This is a genomic window from Rhodococcus ruber NBRC 15591, from assembly GCF_001894945.1.
Lineage (GTDB): Bacteria > Actinomycetota > Actinomycetes > Mycobacteriales > Mycobacteriaceae > Rhodococcus > Rhodococcus ruber.
In genome coordinates, this window is record NZ_BCXE01000004.1 from 169,256 (window position 1) to 186,087 (window position 16,832).

Sequence of the window (16,832 nt, forward strand, 5' to 3'; positions counted from 1 at the left end):
AATCGGTGCGCGAATCCCGTCGGACGCCGTCCGGGCTGTGAGGCGAACCCTCAGCCCCGCGCCATGTCCACGAAGCGCGACAGGTGCAGCTGGTGCGCGACGGTGATCGTGGCCGTCGGACCGTTGCGGTGCTTGCCGAGGATCAGATCCGCCTCACCGCCGCGCGGGTCGTCACGTTCGAACGCGTCTGGCCGGTGCAGCAGAATCACCATGTCGGCATCCTGCTCGAGACTGTTGTGCACCGAGATGCCATCGGCAACAAAGTTGTGCGTGCCCGGGACGGTCCCGTCGTACACGTCCTGCTCACCGAGGCTGACGATGGATACGATCTCGTCCCAGTACACATTGTTGGTGGCGAGCATGTCGATGTCGGCGGTGTCGAGGACGCCTGCCACCTGAGCCAGACTCGACCGTGAACCCCCAACGGACCGCGAAGCCGCGGCCGCGACGAGCTCGCTGGGAGCGAGTTCCTCGACAGCGAGGAGCCGGCCCAGCGCCGCCTCGACGTCGGGTGTCACGGTGTCGGCGTCGTGACGTACGAGCTTCGGGCCGAGCTGCGCGAGCACCCACTGTGCCGCGGTGCCGTGGGCGCCCACGTCGTGCAGGAAGACGGCCTGATTCTCCGGGCCGGTGACGACGACATCCCAACCTGTTTCGGCCGCAGCGATCCGAGCGAAGACGCCGATTCGCAGGAGCAGACGGGCCAAGTCGTCGGCGAGGCACCGGGCTGCGCACGGATACCGGACATCGGCCCGCCCTCGGGCTCCGTCCCACGCGACGATTCCGTTGCCCTCCCACACGTGGCACACGAGCGCGGCGACCTGTTCCTTCGGCAGCGCGAACGCCTGGGACGGAACAGAACTTTCGACGACGGCGCGCTCGGCCAGCGCGACGACGTCGTCCTCGGAGACGGCGTGCGTGGCGAGAGGAGCAGGAACGGCGCGGGGCGCCGCGACCCGCTCGCCGACCGTGAGCTCGCCGAGGGGAATCCACCCGTCCACGGTGAGGAAGGGATGGTTCGCGGTGGCCTCGACCTGACGCCCGGAGTCGAGCGTCAGCCGGAACACCTCCTTGCGTCCGCTCGGGAACACCTTGGTCATCGAGCGCGCAACCATGCGCATGCGCTCGTCCAGCGACCAGACGACGGGCCGTTCCCCACTGACCAGCAACTCGCCGAGGGTGACCTCGCAGCCGTTGTCCGCGCGCAGGACGCGGGTGCTCGCGGTGAGGCAACCCGACTCACGCAGGTCGGAGACCATGGGCTTCTTGTCGGTGCGCTGCTCGGGACCGCGGTTGAGCTGACAGATCGCGACCACCGGGACCTCGAGCTCCTTCGCGAGAAGCTTGAGGCTACGGGAGAATTCGGAGACCTCCTGCTGGCGGGACTCGACCTTCTTACCGGAGGTCATCAGCTGCAGGTAGTCGACGACGACCAGCCGGATGTCGTGTTTCTGCTTGAGGCGCCGCGCTTTTGCGCGAATCTCCATCATCGTCAGGTTGGGGGAGTCGTCGATGAACAGGGGCGCTTCGCTGATCTCGCTCATCCGCCGGGCGAGGCGCGTCCAGTCGTCGTCGGTCATGCGGCCCGAACGCATGTCACCGAGCTTGATCTTCGCCTCGGCGGAGAGCAGCCGCATGACGATCTCGGTCTTGCCCATCTCGAGGGAGAACATGACGGAAGCCATGCCGTGCTTGACCGAACAGGACCGCAGGAAGTCCATGCCGAGCGTGGAGTTGTGGGTGGGCACCATCGACCGCCCGGCGAGATACAGGTGCTCGCCGTCGACCTCGACGCACCGCACCGGTACGGACTCGACGGGACGGACGGCGACGATGCGACGCTGCCGCGCCACCGTCGTACGGGTCTGCTTGTGCGCCTTGGCCTTGCTGGGGAGGACGAATACGTCGTCGTCGGTGGCGAATCGCACCGCCGACCCGGCGGCGGCGCAGGTGTAGCCGAGGCCGGCCAGCAGCTCGGCGACGTCGTCCCGCAGGCGGGCGCAGTCCGACTCGAATCGCACGGTGCCGTCGTCCTCGACGTGGCCGCCGGCGTCGAGCAGACCGGCGAGCAGTTCACGCCGCTGCTGTTCCGACGCCCGCTGGTAGGCGCCGGGGATGTGCGCGCCGAGCGTCATGAGTTCCTCGGCGAATCCGCCCTCGCCCTGCACCCGCATGTGCACGTGGGGATCGGCCGACGGGCCACCGAGCCAGGCGCCGAGAGTGAACGGGGCGACGGGCAGATCGGCGACGGGCAGGTGCAGCGGAGCGACGTTGCCGACGATGTGGCCGGTGGAGAGTGAGGCCGCGAGCTCCCCGGTGGTGCGTACCCGCGACGGGCCGCCGTCGGAGGTGAGCCACTGGTGCTGCTCGTCGGCGACGAGGACCGTGCCGTCGGAGAACTCCACCTCGAAGCAGGGGCGGCCGTGCAGCACCTCCGTGGCGGCCAGCACCCGGGTGGGGCGACCGTGGGCGTCGAGAAGTTCGTCGCCGACGGCGACCTCGCCCATGGTCGTCCAGCCGCCGGGGGTGGGCAGTGCAGTGTCGAGGGCCAGCGCCTTTCCGACACCCGGGCGGGCGGCGACGATGATCATCTGCCCGGCGTGGAGACCGTTGGTGATCTCGTCGAGTTCGGCGAACCCGGTGGGCACACCCAGGGAGATGCCGCCGCGGCTGGCGATCGAGTCGATCTCGTCCATGGTGGGCTGCAGCAGCTCTTCGAGCGGGACGAAGTCCTCGGACGTGCGGCGCTCCGAGACCTCGAAGATCTCGGCCTGGGCGCGGTCGACGACCTCGGCGACGTCCTGCCCATCGGAGCCGGCGTACCCGTACTGGACGATGCGGGTGCCGGCCTCGACGAGGCGGCGCAGGATGGCCTTCTCGGCGACGATCTCGGCGTAGTAGCTGGCGTTCGCGGCGGTAGGCACGGTCTGGGTCAGCGTCACCAGGTAGGCGGCGCCGCCGATGCGGCGGAGCTCTCCGCGCCGGTCGAGTTCCGCGGACACCGTGACGGGGTCGGCCGGCTCACCGCGACTGTAGAGATCGAGGATCGAGTCGTACACCGCCTGGTGGGCGGGACGGTAGAAGTCGCCGGGCCGCAGCACCTCGAGCACGTCGGCGATGGCGTCCTTGCTGAGCAGCATGCCCCCGAGCACCGACTGCTCGGCGACCATGTCCTGCGGGGGCTGGCGGCCGAAGTCGCCCGCCGGCTCCTCCGGCGGTCCCGGGTACTCGGAATGGCCCCGATCGTCCACTACAGCCACGCGACGCCGTCCTTCCCCGTCTCGGCACCTTCGCGGGGGACAGGCCCTGTCCATCCGCGCTCGTCACCACTTCTACCCGGCCCCACCGACACGTCCTCCGGACGCGCGCGCTCGACGTTAGGCACTGGGAACGCCCCGTCCAAATCCGCCTGTGCACACATCTGTGGATGAATTGTGGAAACAGGAGGACGACCTTGTGCACCCCTTGGGGACAACCTGGGGACAACGCATCTCACACTTTGCATCGCTGCTGTTCAGACGGCACAAATCGTGTTTCACAAGTGTGGAGAACAACCCGCTCGGCGTGTCGTGCCGGATGTGTTTCCGGGCGTGTTACGCGGTTCCGGCACCCCGCCGCTATGCTGCAGGTCACAAACCTACCGGTACCCCCGTCGGGTTATCCACAAGCCTGTGGACAGACGACGAAGAGCCCTGCACCAGGGGCGCAGGGCTCTTCGAGGACCGGAATCAGGCGGCCACGACGTTCAGATCGAACTTCGCGGTCACATCCGGGTGCAGCTTCACGATCACCGTGTGCTTGCCGGTCGACTTGATGTGCGCCTTGGGCAGCTCGATGATGCGCTTGTCGACGACGGGGCCACCGGCGGCCTTGACGGCACCGGCAACGTCGGCGGCGGTGACCGAGCCGAACAGCTTGCCCGAGTCGCCGGCGGTCTTCACGGCCAAGGTGACGCTCTCGAGGCCCTCGATCGCGGCCTTGAGCTCCTTGGCGTGATCGAGGCCGCGCACCGCACGAGCCTCCTGGGCCCGGCGGATGCCCTCGACCTGCTTCTGGGCACCACGGGTGGCGACGATCGCCAGGCCGCGGGGCAGCAGGTAGTTGCGGCCGTAGCCGTCCTTGACCTCGACGGTGTCGCCAGGCGCACCGAGGTTGTCCACGTCGGCAGTGAGAATGAGCTTCATCGTGTGTCCCTCCCTTTCCTTAGCGAGCCGTCGAGACGTAAGGAAGCAGGGCCACCTCACGCGAGTTCTTCACAGCGATGGCAACGTCGCGCTGGTGCTGCACGCAGTTGCCCGTGACACGACGGGCGCGGATCTTGCCGCGGTCGCTGACGTACTTGCGCAGCAACGTCGTGTCCTTGTAGTCGATCTGCACGTTCTTTTCCTTGCAGAAGGTGCAGACCTTCTTCTTCAAAACCTTTTCGCGCGCGGGCGCCTTAGGCATGGTCTTTCTCCGTACTTTCCGAATGTTCCGATCGAAGGTCGGATCAGAACGGGGGCTCGTCGTCCCCGCCGAAGGAGCCCGCCGCCGGGGCGCTGCCCCACGGGTCGTCCCCGCCGGTGCTCGCGCCGGCACGGGCCCCGCCCGATCCTCCGGAGGAACCGCCGAAGCCGCCCCCGCCACCGCCCCCGCCACGGCTGGCCTTGTTGACCTTGGCCGTCGCGTAGCGGAGCGAGGGGCCGATCTCGTCGACCTCGAGCTCCACGACAGTGCGCTTCTCGCCTTCACGCGTCTCGTAGCTGCGCTGCTTGAGCCGGCCCTGCACGATCACGCGCGAGCCACGGGTCAAGCTCTCGGCCACGTTCTCCGCTGCCTCACGCCAGATGTTGCAGCGCAGGAACAGCGCCTCGCCGTCTTTCCACTCGTTGGACTGACGGTCGAAGATGCGGGGCGTGGACGCGACGGTGAAGTTCGCGACCGCGGCCCCCGCCGGGGTGAAACGCAGCTCGGGATCAGCCGTCAGATTGCCGATGACGGTGATGACGGTGTCGCCTGCCATGTGGTTCCTCCTGCTGTGTGTGGAGTCCTGATGCGCCCGAGCCTACGGCCGGACGCCGACAGACTCACTTGCCGTGGCGCAGAACCTTGGTGCGGAGCACCGACTCGTTCAGGCCGAGCTGGCGATCCAGCTCCGCGACAGTGGCGGGCGTAGCGCTGATGTCGATCACCGCGTAGATGCCTTCGCTGTGCTTGGCGATCTCGTACGCGAGACGACGCTTACCCCACACGTCGACCTTGTCGATCTTGCCGCCGTCCTGGCGAACGACGTTGAGGAACGTATCCAGCGACGGGGCGACAGTGCGCTCGTCCAGGCTGGGGTCGAGAATGACCATCAGTTCGTAATGACGCATAAGACCTCATCACCTCCTATGGACTATGGGCGGTCACGGACGGTCCGTGACAGGAGGGTCGTTGCGTCAGCAACCCATGCAGGCTACACGACGCGCCCTTGACCAGCGAAATTGGCCTAGGGTGAAGAACATGCGCACGAGTTCCCGGACGCCCGCGCTCGTCGCCGTCGTGACGTGCGCGCTCGCCATGTGGCTCGGCTACCTGAACAAGGCCCGCTGCGCCGGGCCGCCGTTCGACCCGCAGGGCCGCAGCGTGCGGTTCGACGCGGTCAAGGACGCCACGGTCTGCTACTCCGACATCCAGCAGTTGTGGATCGGACGCGGCATCAACCTGCACCTGTTCCCGTTCCTCGACGGCGGGATCACCCGCGACGGCGTGCTCACCGGCGGCACCGTCGAGTACCCGGTACTGAGCGGCATCCTGATGTGGGTGGGGGCCCTGCGCGCCGACACCGACGCCGAGTTCCTCCTGCACTCCGCGCTGCTGCTGGCCCCGTTCGGCCTGCTCGTCGCGTGGCTCCTCGGCCGGCTGGCCGGATGGGCCGCGCTGCTCTGGTCGGTGACGCCGCCGCTGGTGCTGTACGGCTTCCACAACTGGGACCTGCCCGTCGTCGCGACCACCGTCGGGGCCGTGGCCGTGCTCGGGGTGCGACGGTGGTCCCTGCGCACCCGCGCGGTGGCCGCGGCCGTCCTGCTCGCGGTCGGGTTCTGCCTCAAGGTGTATCCCGGCATCTTCGTGCTGCCGCTGATCGCGTACGTCCTGACCGGCGGGGACGAACCGCGACCCCGGCGCGACGTGCGGGGCGCGGTGACGGTGGGCGCCGCAGCGGCGGTAACGGTGATCGCCGTGAACCTGCCGTTCGCGCTGCTCGGCTATCCGGGATGGCGCGCATCGTTCGAGTTCCAGGGCAACCGCGCGGCCGACGCCACGAGCAACTCGATCTGGTACTGGGGGCTGCGGCCGCTGGTCGGCGGCTATCAGGACACCGAGGTCACGGCCGAGTACAACGACATCGTCGCCGTCGTCTCGCCGTTGTCGATCTGCGCCGCCTTCGCGCTGGCGCTGTGGCTGGGGTGGCGGCGGTACCGCCGCGACGGCAGCTACCCGTGGGTCGCGGTCGGCGCCGCGATGCTGTGTGGATTCCTGCTGCTGCACAAGGTCCATTCACCGCAGTACACCCTGTGGCTGTTGCCGTTCCTGGTGCTGCTGCGGGTGCGCTGGCCGCTGATCGCCTCGTACCTCACCGTGGACCTCGCCATCGGGATCGGGGTGTTCCTGTGGTTCGACGCGACCATGACCCACAGCGACACCACGATCCCGCTGCTGCTCACCCTGGTCGGGGTGTGGGGGCGGGCCGCGCTGCTCGTCGTGCTGTTCTTCGTGTTCGCCGGCGCACCCCTGCGCCGATCCGGCCAGCCCCCACCCGACGAGGAGCAACCCCGGATGCCGGCTATGAGCGGAGAAAATCGGTGAACACGTCCCGGGCCGGGCGGCCGGCGCGGTCGTGGTGAGTGCGGCAGCACCGCGGCTGGTCTACCCTTCCGCGCGGGGGGAACCGGAACAGGCCGGGATCCCGACGGGGTGATCGAGGACGAAGATGAGTGACTATCCGCAGTACCCGCCGAACAATCCGGGCGGGTATCCCCCGCCGGGCGGCTACGGGTACTACCCGGGGCCGCAGTTCGGGCCGCCACCCGACAACAACCTGGTGTGGGGCATTCTCACGACGATCCTCTGCTGCCTGCCGCTCGGCGTCGTTTCGATCATCAAGGCGAGCCAGGTCAATTCCCTCTGGGCGCAGGGCCAGTTCGATGCCGCGCGCCGATCGGCCGACGACGCGAAGAAGTGGGCGATCTGGTCGGTGGTGGCGAGCGTCGCGGTATGGGCGGTGGTCGTCGTCTTCTACATCGTCGTCCTCGCCGCGGCGGTCTCGTCGTCGGGTTACTGAGGGACCCGGCCGTGCAGACGCTCACCGCCCGGCTCGCCGCTCCCGTCGGGGTGGCGGCCGTGTCGGTGTGCGTGTGCGCGGCCGTCGCGTGGGCGGATCCGACGACGCCGGGTGGCCCGATTCCGCCGTGCCCGACCCGCGCCCTGTTCGGTATCTGGTGCCCCGGGTGCGGATCGTCGCGGATGCTGTATTCGCTGCTGCACCTCGATGTTCCGGCCGCGCTGCGCTACAACGCCCTCGGCGTGGCCGCGGTGCTGCTGCTGGGGTGGTCGTTCGTCGTGTGGACGGCCGCCCGGGTCCGCGGCCACCGGATCGCCCAGTGGTACCAGTGGCGGTGGGCGCCGCAGATCGTGCTGTGGGCGGTGCTGGGCTGGTTCGTCGTCCGCAACCTCCCCGTCGCGCCCTTCGACGCGCTGCGCGTGTAGACGACGCTCGTCGCGGACGAGCACTCGCGCGCGAAAATGCTTCCCGCGCAGGTTTTTACGCGCGCGGGCAGCACCCGTCGCGCGCGGCTCCGGCCGGGCTACGGTGCGGCGCTCGACGCGGGTGTCCGCCGCTCGGCCGATTCGGGAGGTGATGTCCGCCGGGCGCCGGGCCGCACTCCCTCCGGAATCCACCGCGGGGGAGCGTCGGGGGCGTGGTCGAGCACACCACCGACGGGGTCGTCGACGAAGCCGTAGCGCACGAGATCCTCGGCCGGACGGAGAATCTGCCGGACGACGAGCGCGCACAGCGCCACGACCGCGAGGTCGCGCAGCAGCACGGTCGTCGTGAACCACTGCTCGGGCAGGCCCTTGTTCTCGGCGCCGAGATAGAAGTACATGCGCGGCACCCAGACGAGGGCGTCGATCGTCATCCACGCGAGCAGGATCCGCCGGTGCGGTAGGGCCAGCACGGCGAGCGGCACCAGCCACAGCGAATACTGGGGGCTCCACACCTTGTTGGTGAGCAGGAACGCGGCAACCACGAGGAAGCACAACTGGGCGAGGCGGGGGCGGCGCGGAGCCGTCCATGCGAGCCACGCGATGCCGGCGCAGGCCGCGGCGAACAGCAGCAGCGACACCGAGTTCAGGGTGGAGGTGTCCCAGCCGGACCACCCGGTCAGCGACCGCGCGACGTTGTAGATCGAATCGGGGTCCGCCCCGCGTTCGGTGTTGAGCCGGAAGAACTCGGCCCAGCCGCGCGGGTAGAGGATCATGATCGGCAGGTTCACGGCGAGCCAGGCGGCCGCCGCGGCACCGGCCGCCTGGCCCAGTGCCCGCAGCTTCCCGGTGCGCAGGCACAGCAGCAGCAGCGGACCGAACAGCAGCAGCGGGTACAGCTTGGTGGCGGCACCGAGCCCGAACAGCACCCCGGCGAGCACCGGCCGCCGCCGCGCCCAGGCCAGCAGCCCACCGGCCGCGAAGGCGGTGGCGAGGGCGTCGAAGTTGGTGAAGGCGTGCACGGCGACGAGCGGCGAGGCGGCGACGAGCGCCGCGTCCCAGATGCGGCGGCCGGCGGAGAGCGCGGTGGCCCACACGGTGACGAGCCAGGCCGCGGCGAGACCCACCGCGACGATGTCGAAGTAGATCGCCACCTGCAGGCCGCCCGGAAGCCACGACGCGGCGTCCCAGGCCTTCGCTGCGCGCATCGAGACGTACTGGTAGAGGCCGGCGAGGACCGGATACTCCATGTACCGGACCTGGGACTGCCCGTCCGGTCCGGGCTCCTCCCACGACGTCTTGTACGGGAAGGCACCGGCACTGAGGCGTTCGGCGCCGTAGAGCGGCACGACGTCGGAGTAGCACATGGCGACGTACTGCCGGTTGTCGCCCCAGTCCAGCCCGAGGGCACCGTTCTCGCCCACCGGCCCCTGCTGGATGCAGGCGGCCTTGGTGAACCAGCCGAGAGCGAGGAACACGACCGCCAGGAGCAGCAGCGCGCGCAGCGGCGTGAAGAACCGGGTGCGTCCGAGCAGGGCGTACCGTCCGACGGGGCCGCCGATGCCGGTGGACAGACGCGACACCGTCGGATCGGTCCATCCGGGTGCGTCGCGCCAGTCCGCGGAGCGGCGGTCGGCAACGAGCGGACCCGGCGACGCGAGCTCTCTCTTCTCGGTCACCCCGCGAGGCTACCCGCCGGGTGTGGCGCCGACGGGGTCCTCCTGGAAGCGGCTGTTGCCGGACTGCTCGTCCCCGCCGGCACCGGTCGACTCGTCCTGCGTCCCGAAGCCCGGCGTGTCCTCTTCCGTGGTGGGGGTCGGTGTGGGCACCTGCTGGGTGGTGGTCTGCGGCGCCACGCCCGGCATGGGGATGGTCACGCCCGGGAGGATCTCGACGTTGCGGGTCGTGATCTCCGGCGGCGTGGGCAGCTCCGGCGTCGTCCGCTCGGTCGTCGTCGGGGTCTGCGTCGTGGTCCTCGGCGGCGCCGGCGCCGAGTACGCCGGGACGCCGGCCTGTCCGGCGATCGGTTCGGGAGTCGGGAACTTCTCGACGTCGGTGCCTTGGAGGGCACCGTCCATCGTGTCCTTCCAGATGTCCGACGGCAGGCCGGACCCGTAGATCATGCCGCCCCAGCTGTTCTCCAGGGGCAGGCCCTGTTCGGTGCCGACCCACACGGCCGTCGACAGCGACGGCGTGTAGCCCACCATCCAGGCGTCCTTGTTCGAGCCGGTGTCGCCGAGCTGCGCGGTGCCGGTCTTGGCGGCGGACGGGCGGCCGCCGGCGAGGGCATGCCCGTTGGAGTACGCGGCGATGGGCATCATCGCGGCGGTGGTGTTGTCTGCCACGGCCTCGTCGACCCGCTGTTCCCCGGCGGGGGTGCCGCGGTCGAGCAGCACGGTGCCGTCGGCGGTGACGACCTTCTGCACGAAGTAGGGCTCGTGGTAGGTGCCGGACGCGGCGAGCGTCGCGTACGCCGACGCCATGTCGATCACGCGGGACTGGTACTGGCCGAGCACGATGCCGTAGTTGGGGCCGACGCCGCCCGGCTCGGTGAGGGTCTCGCCGACGCCGGGGATCTCCTCGGGGATGCCGAGCTGGTGTGCCATGTCGGCGATGGCCTGCGGGCCGTTGTCCATCTCGAGCATCATCCGGTAGAAGCTGGTGTTGAGCGACCGCTTCAGCGCCTCGGCGATGGTGCAGGTGCCGCAGTTCTCGCCCTCGACGTTGCCGATCGAGATGCCGTTGACGGTGAGCGGGCCGCTGTCGTACATCGCGGACAGCGGGTTGCCCTGGTCGAGGTTGGCGGCCAGGCCGAACACCTTGAACGACGATCCGGTCTGCAGACCGGACTGGGCGAAGTCGAAGCCACCGCCGTTGTCGCCGCCGTAGTAGGCGCGGACGGCGCCGCTGCGCGGGTCGACGGATACGACGGCGGTGCGCAGCTCCTCCGGCTCGCCGTCCATGTTCGTGCGGACCGCGTCGAGTGCGGCCTCCTGTGCCTGCGGGTCGATCGTGGTGGTGATCTGGAGTCCCTCGGTGTTCAGCAGGTTCTCGTCGATGCCCTCCTCGGACAGCTCCCGCAGCACCTGGGTGCGTAGCAGGCCCTCCGGCCCGTTGGACTGTCCGCCGTTGTCGACCTCGGCCAGCGGCACGTACCGCGGATACTGCATCGAGGCCCGGTCGGCCTCGTTCAGGGTGCCGGCGGTCACCATCCCGTCGAGGACGTAGTTCCAGCGCGCCTGGGCGCCCTCGGGGTTGGTCTCCGGATCCAGCAGCGACGGCAGCTGGATCGAGGAGGCGAGCACGGCACCCTCCTCGACGGTGAGCTCGCCGACGGGCTTACCGAAGTACGCCGTGGAGGCAGCGGCGATGCCGTACGCGCCACGTCCGAAGTAGATGGTGTTCAGGTAGGCGGCGAGGATGTCGTCCTTGGACCACTGGTTGGCCATCTTGGACGCGAGGACGAGTTCCTTCATCTTGCGGGTCAGGGTGCGCTCGGAGCCGACCAGCGCCGTCTTCACGTACTGCTGGGTGATGGTCGAACCACCGCCGGCGCTCTCCCGGCCGAGGATGTTGTCGCGGGCCGCGCGGGCGAAGCCGCTGACCGAGAATCCGGGATTGCTGTAGAAGTCACGATCCTCGGCGGCGAGTACGGCGTTGCGGACGTGCTCGGGGATCTCGTCGAGGCCCACCTCGGTGCGGTTGCCCTCGGGCGGCACCACCTTGGTGATGACGGTCGAGCCGTCGGCGGCGTAGACGGTGGCGACCTGGTTGGTCTTCAGGTCACCGGGACGCGGAACCTCCTGGACGACGTAGGCCAGCATGAACGCGAGGATCGGCAGCACCAGGGCCAGGGCCACGGCCACGTAGCCGACACGCCGCACGGTGCGCCAGCGCGTCGACTTGGGGTCGCCCGGACCACGCGGGGGCTCGTCACCCCCGCCGCGCGCGGTCGGGGGCGGGGTCGGTGGGCGCCCGCCGGGGGGCGCGCCTGCGGGCCGGTCGGGCGGCTGCTGAGGGTTGCGGTTCTGCACCGGCGGCCGGTTCTGCGGCGGGAGTTGCCGGGTCCGGTCGGCCGGTGGTTGCTGCGGTCGCGGCCCGTGAGCGTCCGGCGACGGCATCCCTGCGGCCCCGTACTGCTGCGGGGGACGTTGCTGCGGCGGATACGGCTGGGGCCGCGGGCCGCCCGGCTGGGGGCGCGGCGGCGGCGGGTACGGACGTCCCTGCGGCGGGGGCATCCGCCGTTCGGCGGGCGGCGGCCCGCCGGGACCGCGCTGCGGTGGGGGACCCCCCACAGGTCCCGGTCGCCGCGGCGGCGGGGGACCTGCCGGTCCGTTCCCGTGCGGCGGCATCGGCCGGTCGCCCTGCGGGTCGTTGTGGGGGGAACTCACGTACTCATCTCCAACCGGTAGCGCGGACGCGCGGCACGCGTCCTCGTTTCACGTCTGCAGACTTCGGTCTCGTCGGGCAGCGCGCGTTCGGGCAGTGCAATGTTTCGGGCAGTGCAGTGTTTTCGGGCAGTGCAGTGTCGCCCGGGGACCTCACCGGGCGCGGCGGTTCAGCAGGGGTCGCGCACGGCTCACTCGCTCGCGGTGCGGCGGCTCTGGCCGGTCGACCTGCGGCGGGGCCGCTTCGGCGCGGGTTCCGCCCCCAGGACATAGGACTGGACGAGGTGGTTCCAGCTGCACGTGCGGCACACCTCGACCACGTGGACGGAGAACTCCTCCTGGCTGGCGGCCAGGCGGACCAGTTCCTCCGCGGTGCGGGCCGACCCGGACACCGGACCGAGCTTGTCGCCGAACACCCACGACACGAGTGTCAGCTGCTCCTTGCGGCAGATCGGGCAGACCACGTCACTGCCGCGGCCGTGGAACTTGGCGGCACGGAGCAGGTAGGGGCTGGCGTCGCACACCTCCGAGACGCCGGTCCGTCCCGAGTAGACCTGAGCGAGCAGCGACCTGCGCTGCAGCGCGTAGTCCACCACCTGCCGCTGTATCCGCACGGGTCCAGAGTACGTGCGGACGGCACGCGGGTGGGCAGGGTGTGGGCCGCGTGACTGTGCGACGCGCCCATATCGGACGTTCTACGCTGCCCGGATGGTGAGCCGACACACGCCGCGAACGCGGGCACGCGACATCGACCGGGCGCAGGCCTGCGGCCGCCTCGACACCGCCTACGCCGACGGTCAGCTCGACTTCGGGGAACACCGGGACCGGACGGCCCGGGCCATGTCCGCGAAGACGCTGGGCGAGCTCGCGGACCTGGTCCGGGACCTGCAGCCACCCGAGAATCCGGCGGTCCCGTCTTCGGCCCGGCGGCCCGGGCTGCGCCGGATCGTGGCGGTGGCCGTCGCGGTGGCGGCCGCGGTGGCCGGCGCGGTGCTGCTGCTGTCGGCGGGTCCGGCGCCGGAGCCCGCGGCCGTGCGGGAGCAGCCCGCCGCACCGGTGGCAGTTCCCGGCGACGGCGTCGACCCGATCGTGGTGACTCCGGTGCGGCCGCTCGAACCCGGCGGATTCGAGGGGGTTCTCGCGTCGGTGCGGGACCGCTTCGGTGACACGGTCGTGTATCGGCTGGTCCTCCGTCCGGATCGGGCTCACATCGAACGGGCGCTGCCGGACGACCCCGGCCGGATCGCCACGTACAGCTACGCGGGCGGGGCGCTACGGGCCCAACCGGTGACGACGCAGCGCCTCCCCGGCTACCGCGATGTCGACCTCGGCGGGGTCGACCCCGGGGCCCTGACCACCCGGATCGCCGAAGCCCCCGCGCTGGTCGGACTGCCCGACGGCGCGGTCTCGCACGTCTCGTTCGCCCACGACGGCACGCCGACGGCGAACATCTACGTCGATTCCGGCGACCGCACCCGATACGTGAAGGTTCTGTTCGACGGCACCGTGCAGCGCGTGTTCTGAACTGCATCGTTACGATCTCCCGCATGATCGGCCGCCGTTCGCCTTCCACCAGGGCACGCGACGTCGATCGGGCGGCGGTCCGGGCGCGTCTCGACGCGGCGTACGCGGACGGGCAGCTCACCGGTCCCGAACACGAGGCCCGGGATGCGCGTGCCGACGTCGCCGGCACGCTCGGCGAACTGGACGAGCTGGTCGCCGACCTGCAGGCGAGTTCGGACGTCGCCGCGACGGCACGGGTCCGCGCGCGCGGTCCCGGGGTGTTCACCGCGGTCGTGGTGGCGTCGGCCGTGGCGGCAGGGGTGGCGACGTTCTCCTGGGTACGCGTCGATGCACCGTCCGCGCCGCTGGGGCCGGCGCTCGATCCGGCAGCGCTGCGGCCCGTCGTGGTGCCGACGCCGAGCCCGGTGACGCGGGCCGGCCTCGAGCAGTTCCGAGCCGACCACCTGGCGGCGTTCGGGGACATGCTGGTCGACGAGGTGGACTTCTTCGAGCAACATGCGCGCGTCACCCGTTCCGTGCCCGGCAGCCCGGACCGCATGGTGTCGTACACCTACCGCGGCGGTTTCGACGCGGACGACGTGCCCCGCACCCGCGCCGTGGACACCGCGGTGGTCGACCTGGCGACGTTGGACGTCGACGCCCTCGCGGGGTACGTCGCGGGGGCGCCGCAGAGTGTCGGCGTACCGGACGGCACGGTCGGCCACATCTCCGTCGACGTGTCGTACGGCCAGCCGTCGGTGCGCATATTCGTGAGCAATACGGCTCGCGAGACCGGTTTTCTCGAGGTGACGCCGCAGGGCGAGCTGATCGAACTGCACCGGTTCGAGAACCGGGGAACCCGGTGAGGACTCGTCGAGTGGTGGTCGCGGCGACCGCGGTCGCGGCAGGGGCTGTGACGGGGGCGCTGGCGGGACTGGCCGCGAACGCGGCGGACGGACCGCCGCCGCCACCGGAGTTGACGTCGCCGCAGGGACTGGCCCGCTTCGTGGAGGAGTACCGGGCCGAGTTCGGCGACACGCTCGTCGACGACGTGACGCTGTTCCCGGAGCACGCGTCGTTCGACCGGGCGGTCGCCGACGAACCGCACCGGTATCTCTCGTACACCTTCGACGGCGAGTTCGCCTCGTGGAGCAGTCCGCACACCCGGCCGTCGGATGCGGTGGCCTTCGATCTGGCAGGCCTCGACCTGGTCGCGGTGTCGCAGGTGATCCTCGGCGCTCCCGCGACCCTGCGGGTGCCCGACGGCCGGGTCGAGCAGGTCGGTTTCGACGTCGACGACGCGGGCCGGGCGACGGTCGCGGTCCACGCGCGGCGTCCGGGCACCGATCAGGGCGGGCACCTGGTGCTGGCGTTCGACGGTACGCCGATCGCGGTGTTTCCCTACGAGCCCTGAGGAAAATTACCGCTACCCGTTGTTACATGCACTGCTGTCGGTTATCGTCCTATATATCGGTGCGATATAATCGGTGATCGCATCACTCGGATAGTTCGACGACACGGTGGAGGAGGCCTCTTGCTCGAGCTGGCAATTCTCGGGCTGCTCCTCGAGTCGCCCATGCACGGCTACGAGCTCCGCAAACGACTGACCGGGCTGCTCGGCGCGTTCCGCGCCTTCTCCTACGGTTCCCTCTATCCGACGCTGCGACGGATGCAGGCCGACGGACTCATCGAGGAGGACGCAGGACCACCCGGCACCGTCAAGCGACGAGCGCGTCGCGTGTACCAGCTCACTCCGGAGGGGCGCAAGCGCTTCTCCGAGCTGGTGGCCGACACCGGTCCGCAGAACTACACCGACGACGGTTTCGGCGTGCACCTCGCCTTCTTCAGCCGCACCCCCGCCGAGGCGCGGATGCGGATCCTCGAGGGCAGGCGCCGCCAGGTCGAGGAGCGCAGGGAAGGGCTCCGCGACGCAATCGGACGGGCCAGCGGGACGTTGGATCGCTACACCCGTCAGCTTCATCAGCTCGGCCTCGAGTCCAGTGAGCGCGAGGTCCGCTGGCTCAACGAACTGATCGCCGCCGAGCAGTCGACAGCACAACGCAACACAGAAGGAGAACCCGACCATGGGTGAGAACAGCACCTCGGTGCGCGTGGCCATTGTAGGCGTGGGGAACTGTGCCTCGTCCCTGGTCCAGGGCGTCGAGTACTACAAGGACGCGGAAGCGAACACGACCGTTCCCGGCCTGATGCACGTCGAGTTCGGCCCGTACCACGTGCGCGACGTCCAGTTCGTCGCGGCATTCGACGTGGATGCGAAGAAGGTCGGCTTCGATCTCTCCGAGGCGATCTTCGCCAGCGAGAACAACACCATCAAGATCGCCGACGTTCCGCCGAGCGGCGTCACCGTCCAGCGTGGCCACACCCTCGACGGCATCGGCAAGTACTACGCCGAGACCATCGAGCTCTCCGAGGCCGAGCCCGTGGACGTCGTCCAGGCGCTGAAGGACGCGAAGGTCGACGTGCTCGTGTCCTACCTCCCCGTCGGGTCCGAAGAGGCCGACAAGTTCTACGCCCAGTGCTGCATCGATGCCGGTGTCGCGTTCGTCAACGCGCTGCCCGTGTTCATCGCCTCCGACCCGGAATGGGCCGCCAAGTTCACCGACGCCGGTGTCCCGATCGTCGGCGACGACATCAAGTCGCAGGTCGGCGCCACCATCACCCACCGCGTCATGGCGAAGCTGTTCGAGGACCGCGGTGTGCAGCTCGACCGCACCATGCAGCTCAACGTCGGCGGCAACATGGACTTCAAGAACATGCTCGAGCGTGAGCGTCTCGAGTCGAAGAAGATCTCCAAGACCCAGGCCGTCACCTCCAACCTCAAGAAGGAGATGGGCACCAACGACGTCCACATCGGCCCGTCCGACCACGTCGGCTGGCTCGACGACCGCAAGTGGGCGTACGTCCGCCTCGAGGGCCGCGCCTTCGGCGACGTGCCGCTGAACCTCGAGTACAAGCTCGAGGTGTGGGACTCGCCCAACTCGGCCGGCATCATCATCGACGCGATCCGCGCCGCGAAGATCGCCAAGGACCGCGGCATCGGCGGCCCCGTCCTGCCGGCGTCCGCCTACCTGATGAAGTCCCCGCCGGTCCAGATGGCCGACGACAAGGCCCGCACCGAGCTCGAGGCCTTCATCATCGGCGCCGACGCCTGATCCGTAGCGTCACAACACCCCTCGCGGGTGGTGGCCGAATGTC

Annotated in this window: 16 protein-coding genes; 8 read left to right on the top strand and 8 right to left on the bottom strand. The window is 69.9% G+C overall.

Going from position 1 to position 16,832, the window contains the following annotated elements; translation table 11 throughout:
• Nucleotides 1-50 precede the first annotated feature (50 nt).
• The 5 genes from dnaB to rpsF form a co-directional block, all read right to left on the bottom strand.
• Nucleotides 51-3,260, bottom strand: coding sequence for a replicative DNA helicase (gene dnaB / locus RR3_RS04850; protein ID WP_174557545.1), 3,210 nt, complete (start codon nucleotides 3,258-3,260; stop codon nucleotides 51-53).
• Nucleotides 3,261-3,728: 468 nt separating this feature from the next.
• Nucleotides 3,729-4,184 (bottom strand): 50S ribosomal protein L9, encoded by a 456-nt coding sequence (gene rplI, locus RR3_RS04855; RefSeq protein WP_017680194.1) that lies wholly within the window; start codon nucleotides 4,182-4,184, stop codon nucleotides 3,729-3,731.
• Nucleotides 4,185-4,203: 19 nt separating this feature from the next.
• A complete protein-coding gene (gene rpsR, locus RR3_RS04860) occupies nucleotides 4,204-4,446 on the bottom strand; it encodes a 30S ribosomal protein S18 (RefSeq protein WP_003938621.1) in 243 nt (80 codons plus the stop codon).
• 43 nt (nucleotides 4,447-4,489) lie between these two features.
• Nucleotides 4,490-5,002, bottom strand: a complete 513-nt coding sequence (locus RR3_RS04865) for a single-stranded DNA-binding protein (protein WP_010596250.1) — start codon at nucleotides 5,000-5,002, stop codon at nucleotides 4,490-4,492.
• Nucleotides 5,003-5,066: 64 nt separating this feature from the next.
• Nucleotides 5,067-5,354 (bottom strand): 30S ribosomal protein S6, encoded by a 288-nt coding sequence (rpsF, locus tag RR3_RS04870; protein ID WP_003938619.1) that lies wholly within the window; start codon nucleotides 5,352-5,354, stop codon nucleotides 5,067-5,069.
• A 130-nt stretch (nucleotides 5,355-5,484) separates the two neighbouring features.
• On the opposite strand from rpsF, the gene RR3_RS04875 reads away from it, so the two are divergent.
• The 3 genes from RR3_RS04875 to RR3_RS04885 all read left to right on the top strand — a co-directional run bounded on the left by RR3_RS04875 (nucleotide 5,485) and on the right by RR3_RS04885 (nucleotide 7,728).
• A complete protein-coding gene (locus tag RR3_RS04875; protein WP_040273033.1) occupies nucleotides 5,485-6,828 on the top strand; it encodes a glycosyltransferase 87 family protein in 1,344 nt (447 codons plus the stop codon).
• A gap of 124 nt (nucleotides 6,829-6,952) precedes the next feature.
• The gene (locus RR3_RS04880; RefSeq protein WP_010596252.1) at nucleotides 6,953-7,303 is read left to right on the top strand and encodes a CD225/dispanin family protein; all 351 of its coding nucleotides are present in this window, start codon (nucleotides 6,953-6,955) and stop codon (nucleotides 7,301-7,303) included.
• Between the two features lie 11 nt (nucleotides 7,304-7,314).
• Entirely contained in the window at nucleotides 7,315-7,728 is a 414-nt protein-coding gene (locus RR3_RS04885; RefSeq protein WP_064065940.1) for a DUF2752 domain-containing protein, read from the top strand.
• A 98-nt stretch (nucleotides 7,729-7,826) separates the two neighbouring features.
• Here the strand turns inward: RR3_RS04885 and RR3_RS04890 are convergent, their stop codons facing one another.
• The 3 genes from RR3_RS04890 to RR3_RS04900 form a co-directional block, all read right to left on the bottom strand.
• Entirely contained in the window at nucleotides 7,827-9,404 is a 1,578-nt protein-coding gene (locus RR3_RS04890) for a glycosyltransferase family 87 protein (RefSeq protein ID WP_064065939.1), read from the bottom strand.
• A 9-nt stretch (nucleotides 9,405-9,413) separates the two neighbouring features.
• Nucleotides 9,414-11,846, bottom strand: a complete 2,433-nt coding sequence (locus tag RR3_RS04895) for a transglycosylase domain-containing protein (RefSeq protein WP_230831593.1) — start codon at nucleotides 11,844-11,846, stop codon at nucleotides 9,414-9,416.
• A 458-nt stretch (nucleotides 11,847-12,304) separates the two neighbouring features.
• The gene (locus tag RR3_RS04900; protein WP_048771266.1) at nucleotides 12,305-12,727 is read right to left on the bottom strand and encodes a DUF5318 domain-containing protein; all 423 of its coding nucleotides are present in this window, start codon (nucleotides 12,725-12,727) and stop codon (nucleotides 12,305-12,307) included.
• A 94-nt stretch (nucleotides 12,728-12,821) separates the two neighbouring features.
• On the opposite strand from RR3_RS04900, the gene RR3_RS04905 reads away from it, so the two are divergent.
• The 5 genes from RR3_RS04905 (at nucleotide 12,822) to RR3_RS04925 (ending at nucleotide 16,789) form a co-directional block, all read left to right on the top strand.
• Nucleotides 12,822-13,637, top strand: coding sequence for a DUF1707 SHOCT-like domain-containing protein (locus RR3_RS04905; protein WP_064065938.1), 816 nt, complete (start codon nucleotides 12,822-12,824; stop codon nucleotides 13,635-13,637).
• A gap of 23 nt (nucleotides 13,638-13,660) precedes the next feature.
• Nucleotides 13,661-14,482 carry a DUF1707 SHOCT-like domain-containing protein gene (locus RR3_RS04910; RefSeq protein WP_017681646.1) on the top strand — a complete coding sequence of 274 codons (822 nt, stop codon included), beginning with the start codon at nucleotides 13,661-13,663 and terminating at the stop codon, nucleotides 14,480-14,482.
• A complete protein-coding gene (locus RR3_RS04915) occupies nucleotides 14,479-15,030 on the top strand; it encodes a hypothetical protein (protein WP_228287134.1) in 552 nt (183 codons plus the stop codon). The genes RR3_RS04910 and RR3_RS04915 overlap by 4 nt, the downstream gene beginning before the upstream one ends.
• 120 nt (nucleotides 15,031-15,150) lie before the next feature.
• Nucleotides 15,151-15,708 carry a PadR family transcriptional regulator gene (locus tag RR3_RS04920; protein ID WP_010596260.1) on the top strand — a complete coding sequence of 186 codons (558 nt, stop codon included), beginning with the start codon at nucleotides 15,151-15,153 and terminating at the stop codon, nucleotides 15,706-15,708.
• Nucleotides 15,701-16,789 (top strand): inositol-3-phosphate synthase, encoded by a 1,089-nt coding sequence (locus tag RR3_RS04925; protein ID WP_010596261.1) that lies wholly within the window; start codon nucleotides 15,701-15,703, stop codon nucleotides 16,787-16,789. Before RR3_RS04920 ends, RR3_RS04925 begins: the two co-directional genes overlap by 8 nt.
• Nucleotides 16,790-16,832: the final 43 nt, after the last annotated feature.

Coding starts and splice junctions, on each gene's coding strand:
- rplI (WP_017680194.1), bottom strand. CDS start 4,184: ATGAAGCTCATTCTCACTGCCGACGTGGACAACCTCGGTGCGCCTGGC.
- rpsR (WP_003938621.1), bottom strand. CDS start 4,446: ATGCCTAAGGCGCCCGCGCGCGAAAAGGTTTTGAAGAAGAAGGTCTGC.
- RR3_RS04865 (WP_010596250.1), bottom strand. CDS start 5,002: ATGGCAGGCGACACCGTCATCACCGTCATCGGCAATCTGACGGCTGAT.
- rpsF (WP_003938619.1), bottom strand. CDS start 5,354: ATGCGTCATTACGAACTGATGGTCATTCTCGACCCCAGCCTGGACGAG.
- RR3_RS04875 (WP_040273033.1), top strand. CDS start 5,485: ATGCGCACGAGTTCCCGGACGCCCGCGCTCGTCGCCGTCGTGACGTGC.
- RR3_RS04880 (WP_010596252.1), top strand. CDS start 6,953: ATGAGTGACTATCCGCAGTACCCGCCGAACAATCCGGGCGGGTATCCC.
- RR3_RS04895 (WP_230831593.1), bottom strand. CDS start 11,846: ATGCCGTCGCCGGACGCTCACGGGCCGCGACCGCAGCAACCACCGGCC.
- RR3_RS04905 (WP_064065938.1), top strand. CDS start 12,822: ATGGTGAGCCGACACACGCCGCGAACGCGGGCACGCGACATCGACCGG.
- RR3_RS04910 (WP_017681646.1), top strand. CDS start 13,661: ATGATCGGCCGCCGTTCGCCTTCCACCAGGGCACGCGACGTCGATCGG.
- RR3_RS04925 (WP_010596261.1), top strand. CDS start 15,701: ATGGGTGAGAACAGCACCTCGGTGCGCGTGGCCATTGTAGGCGTGGGG.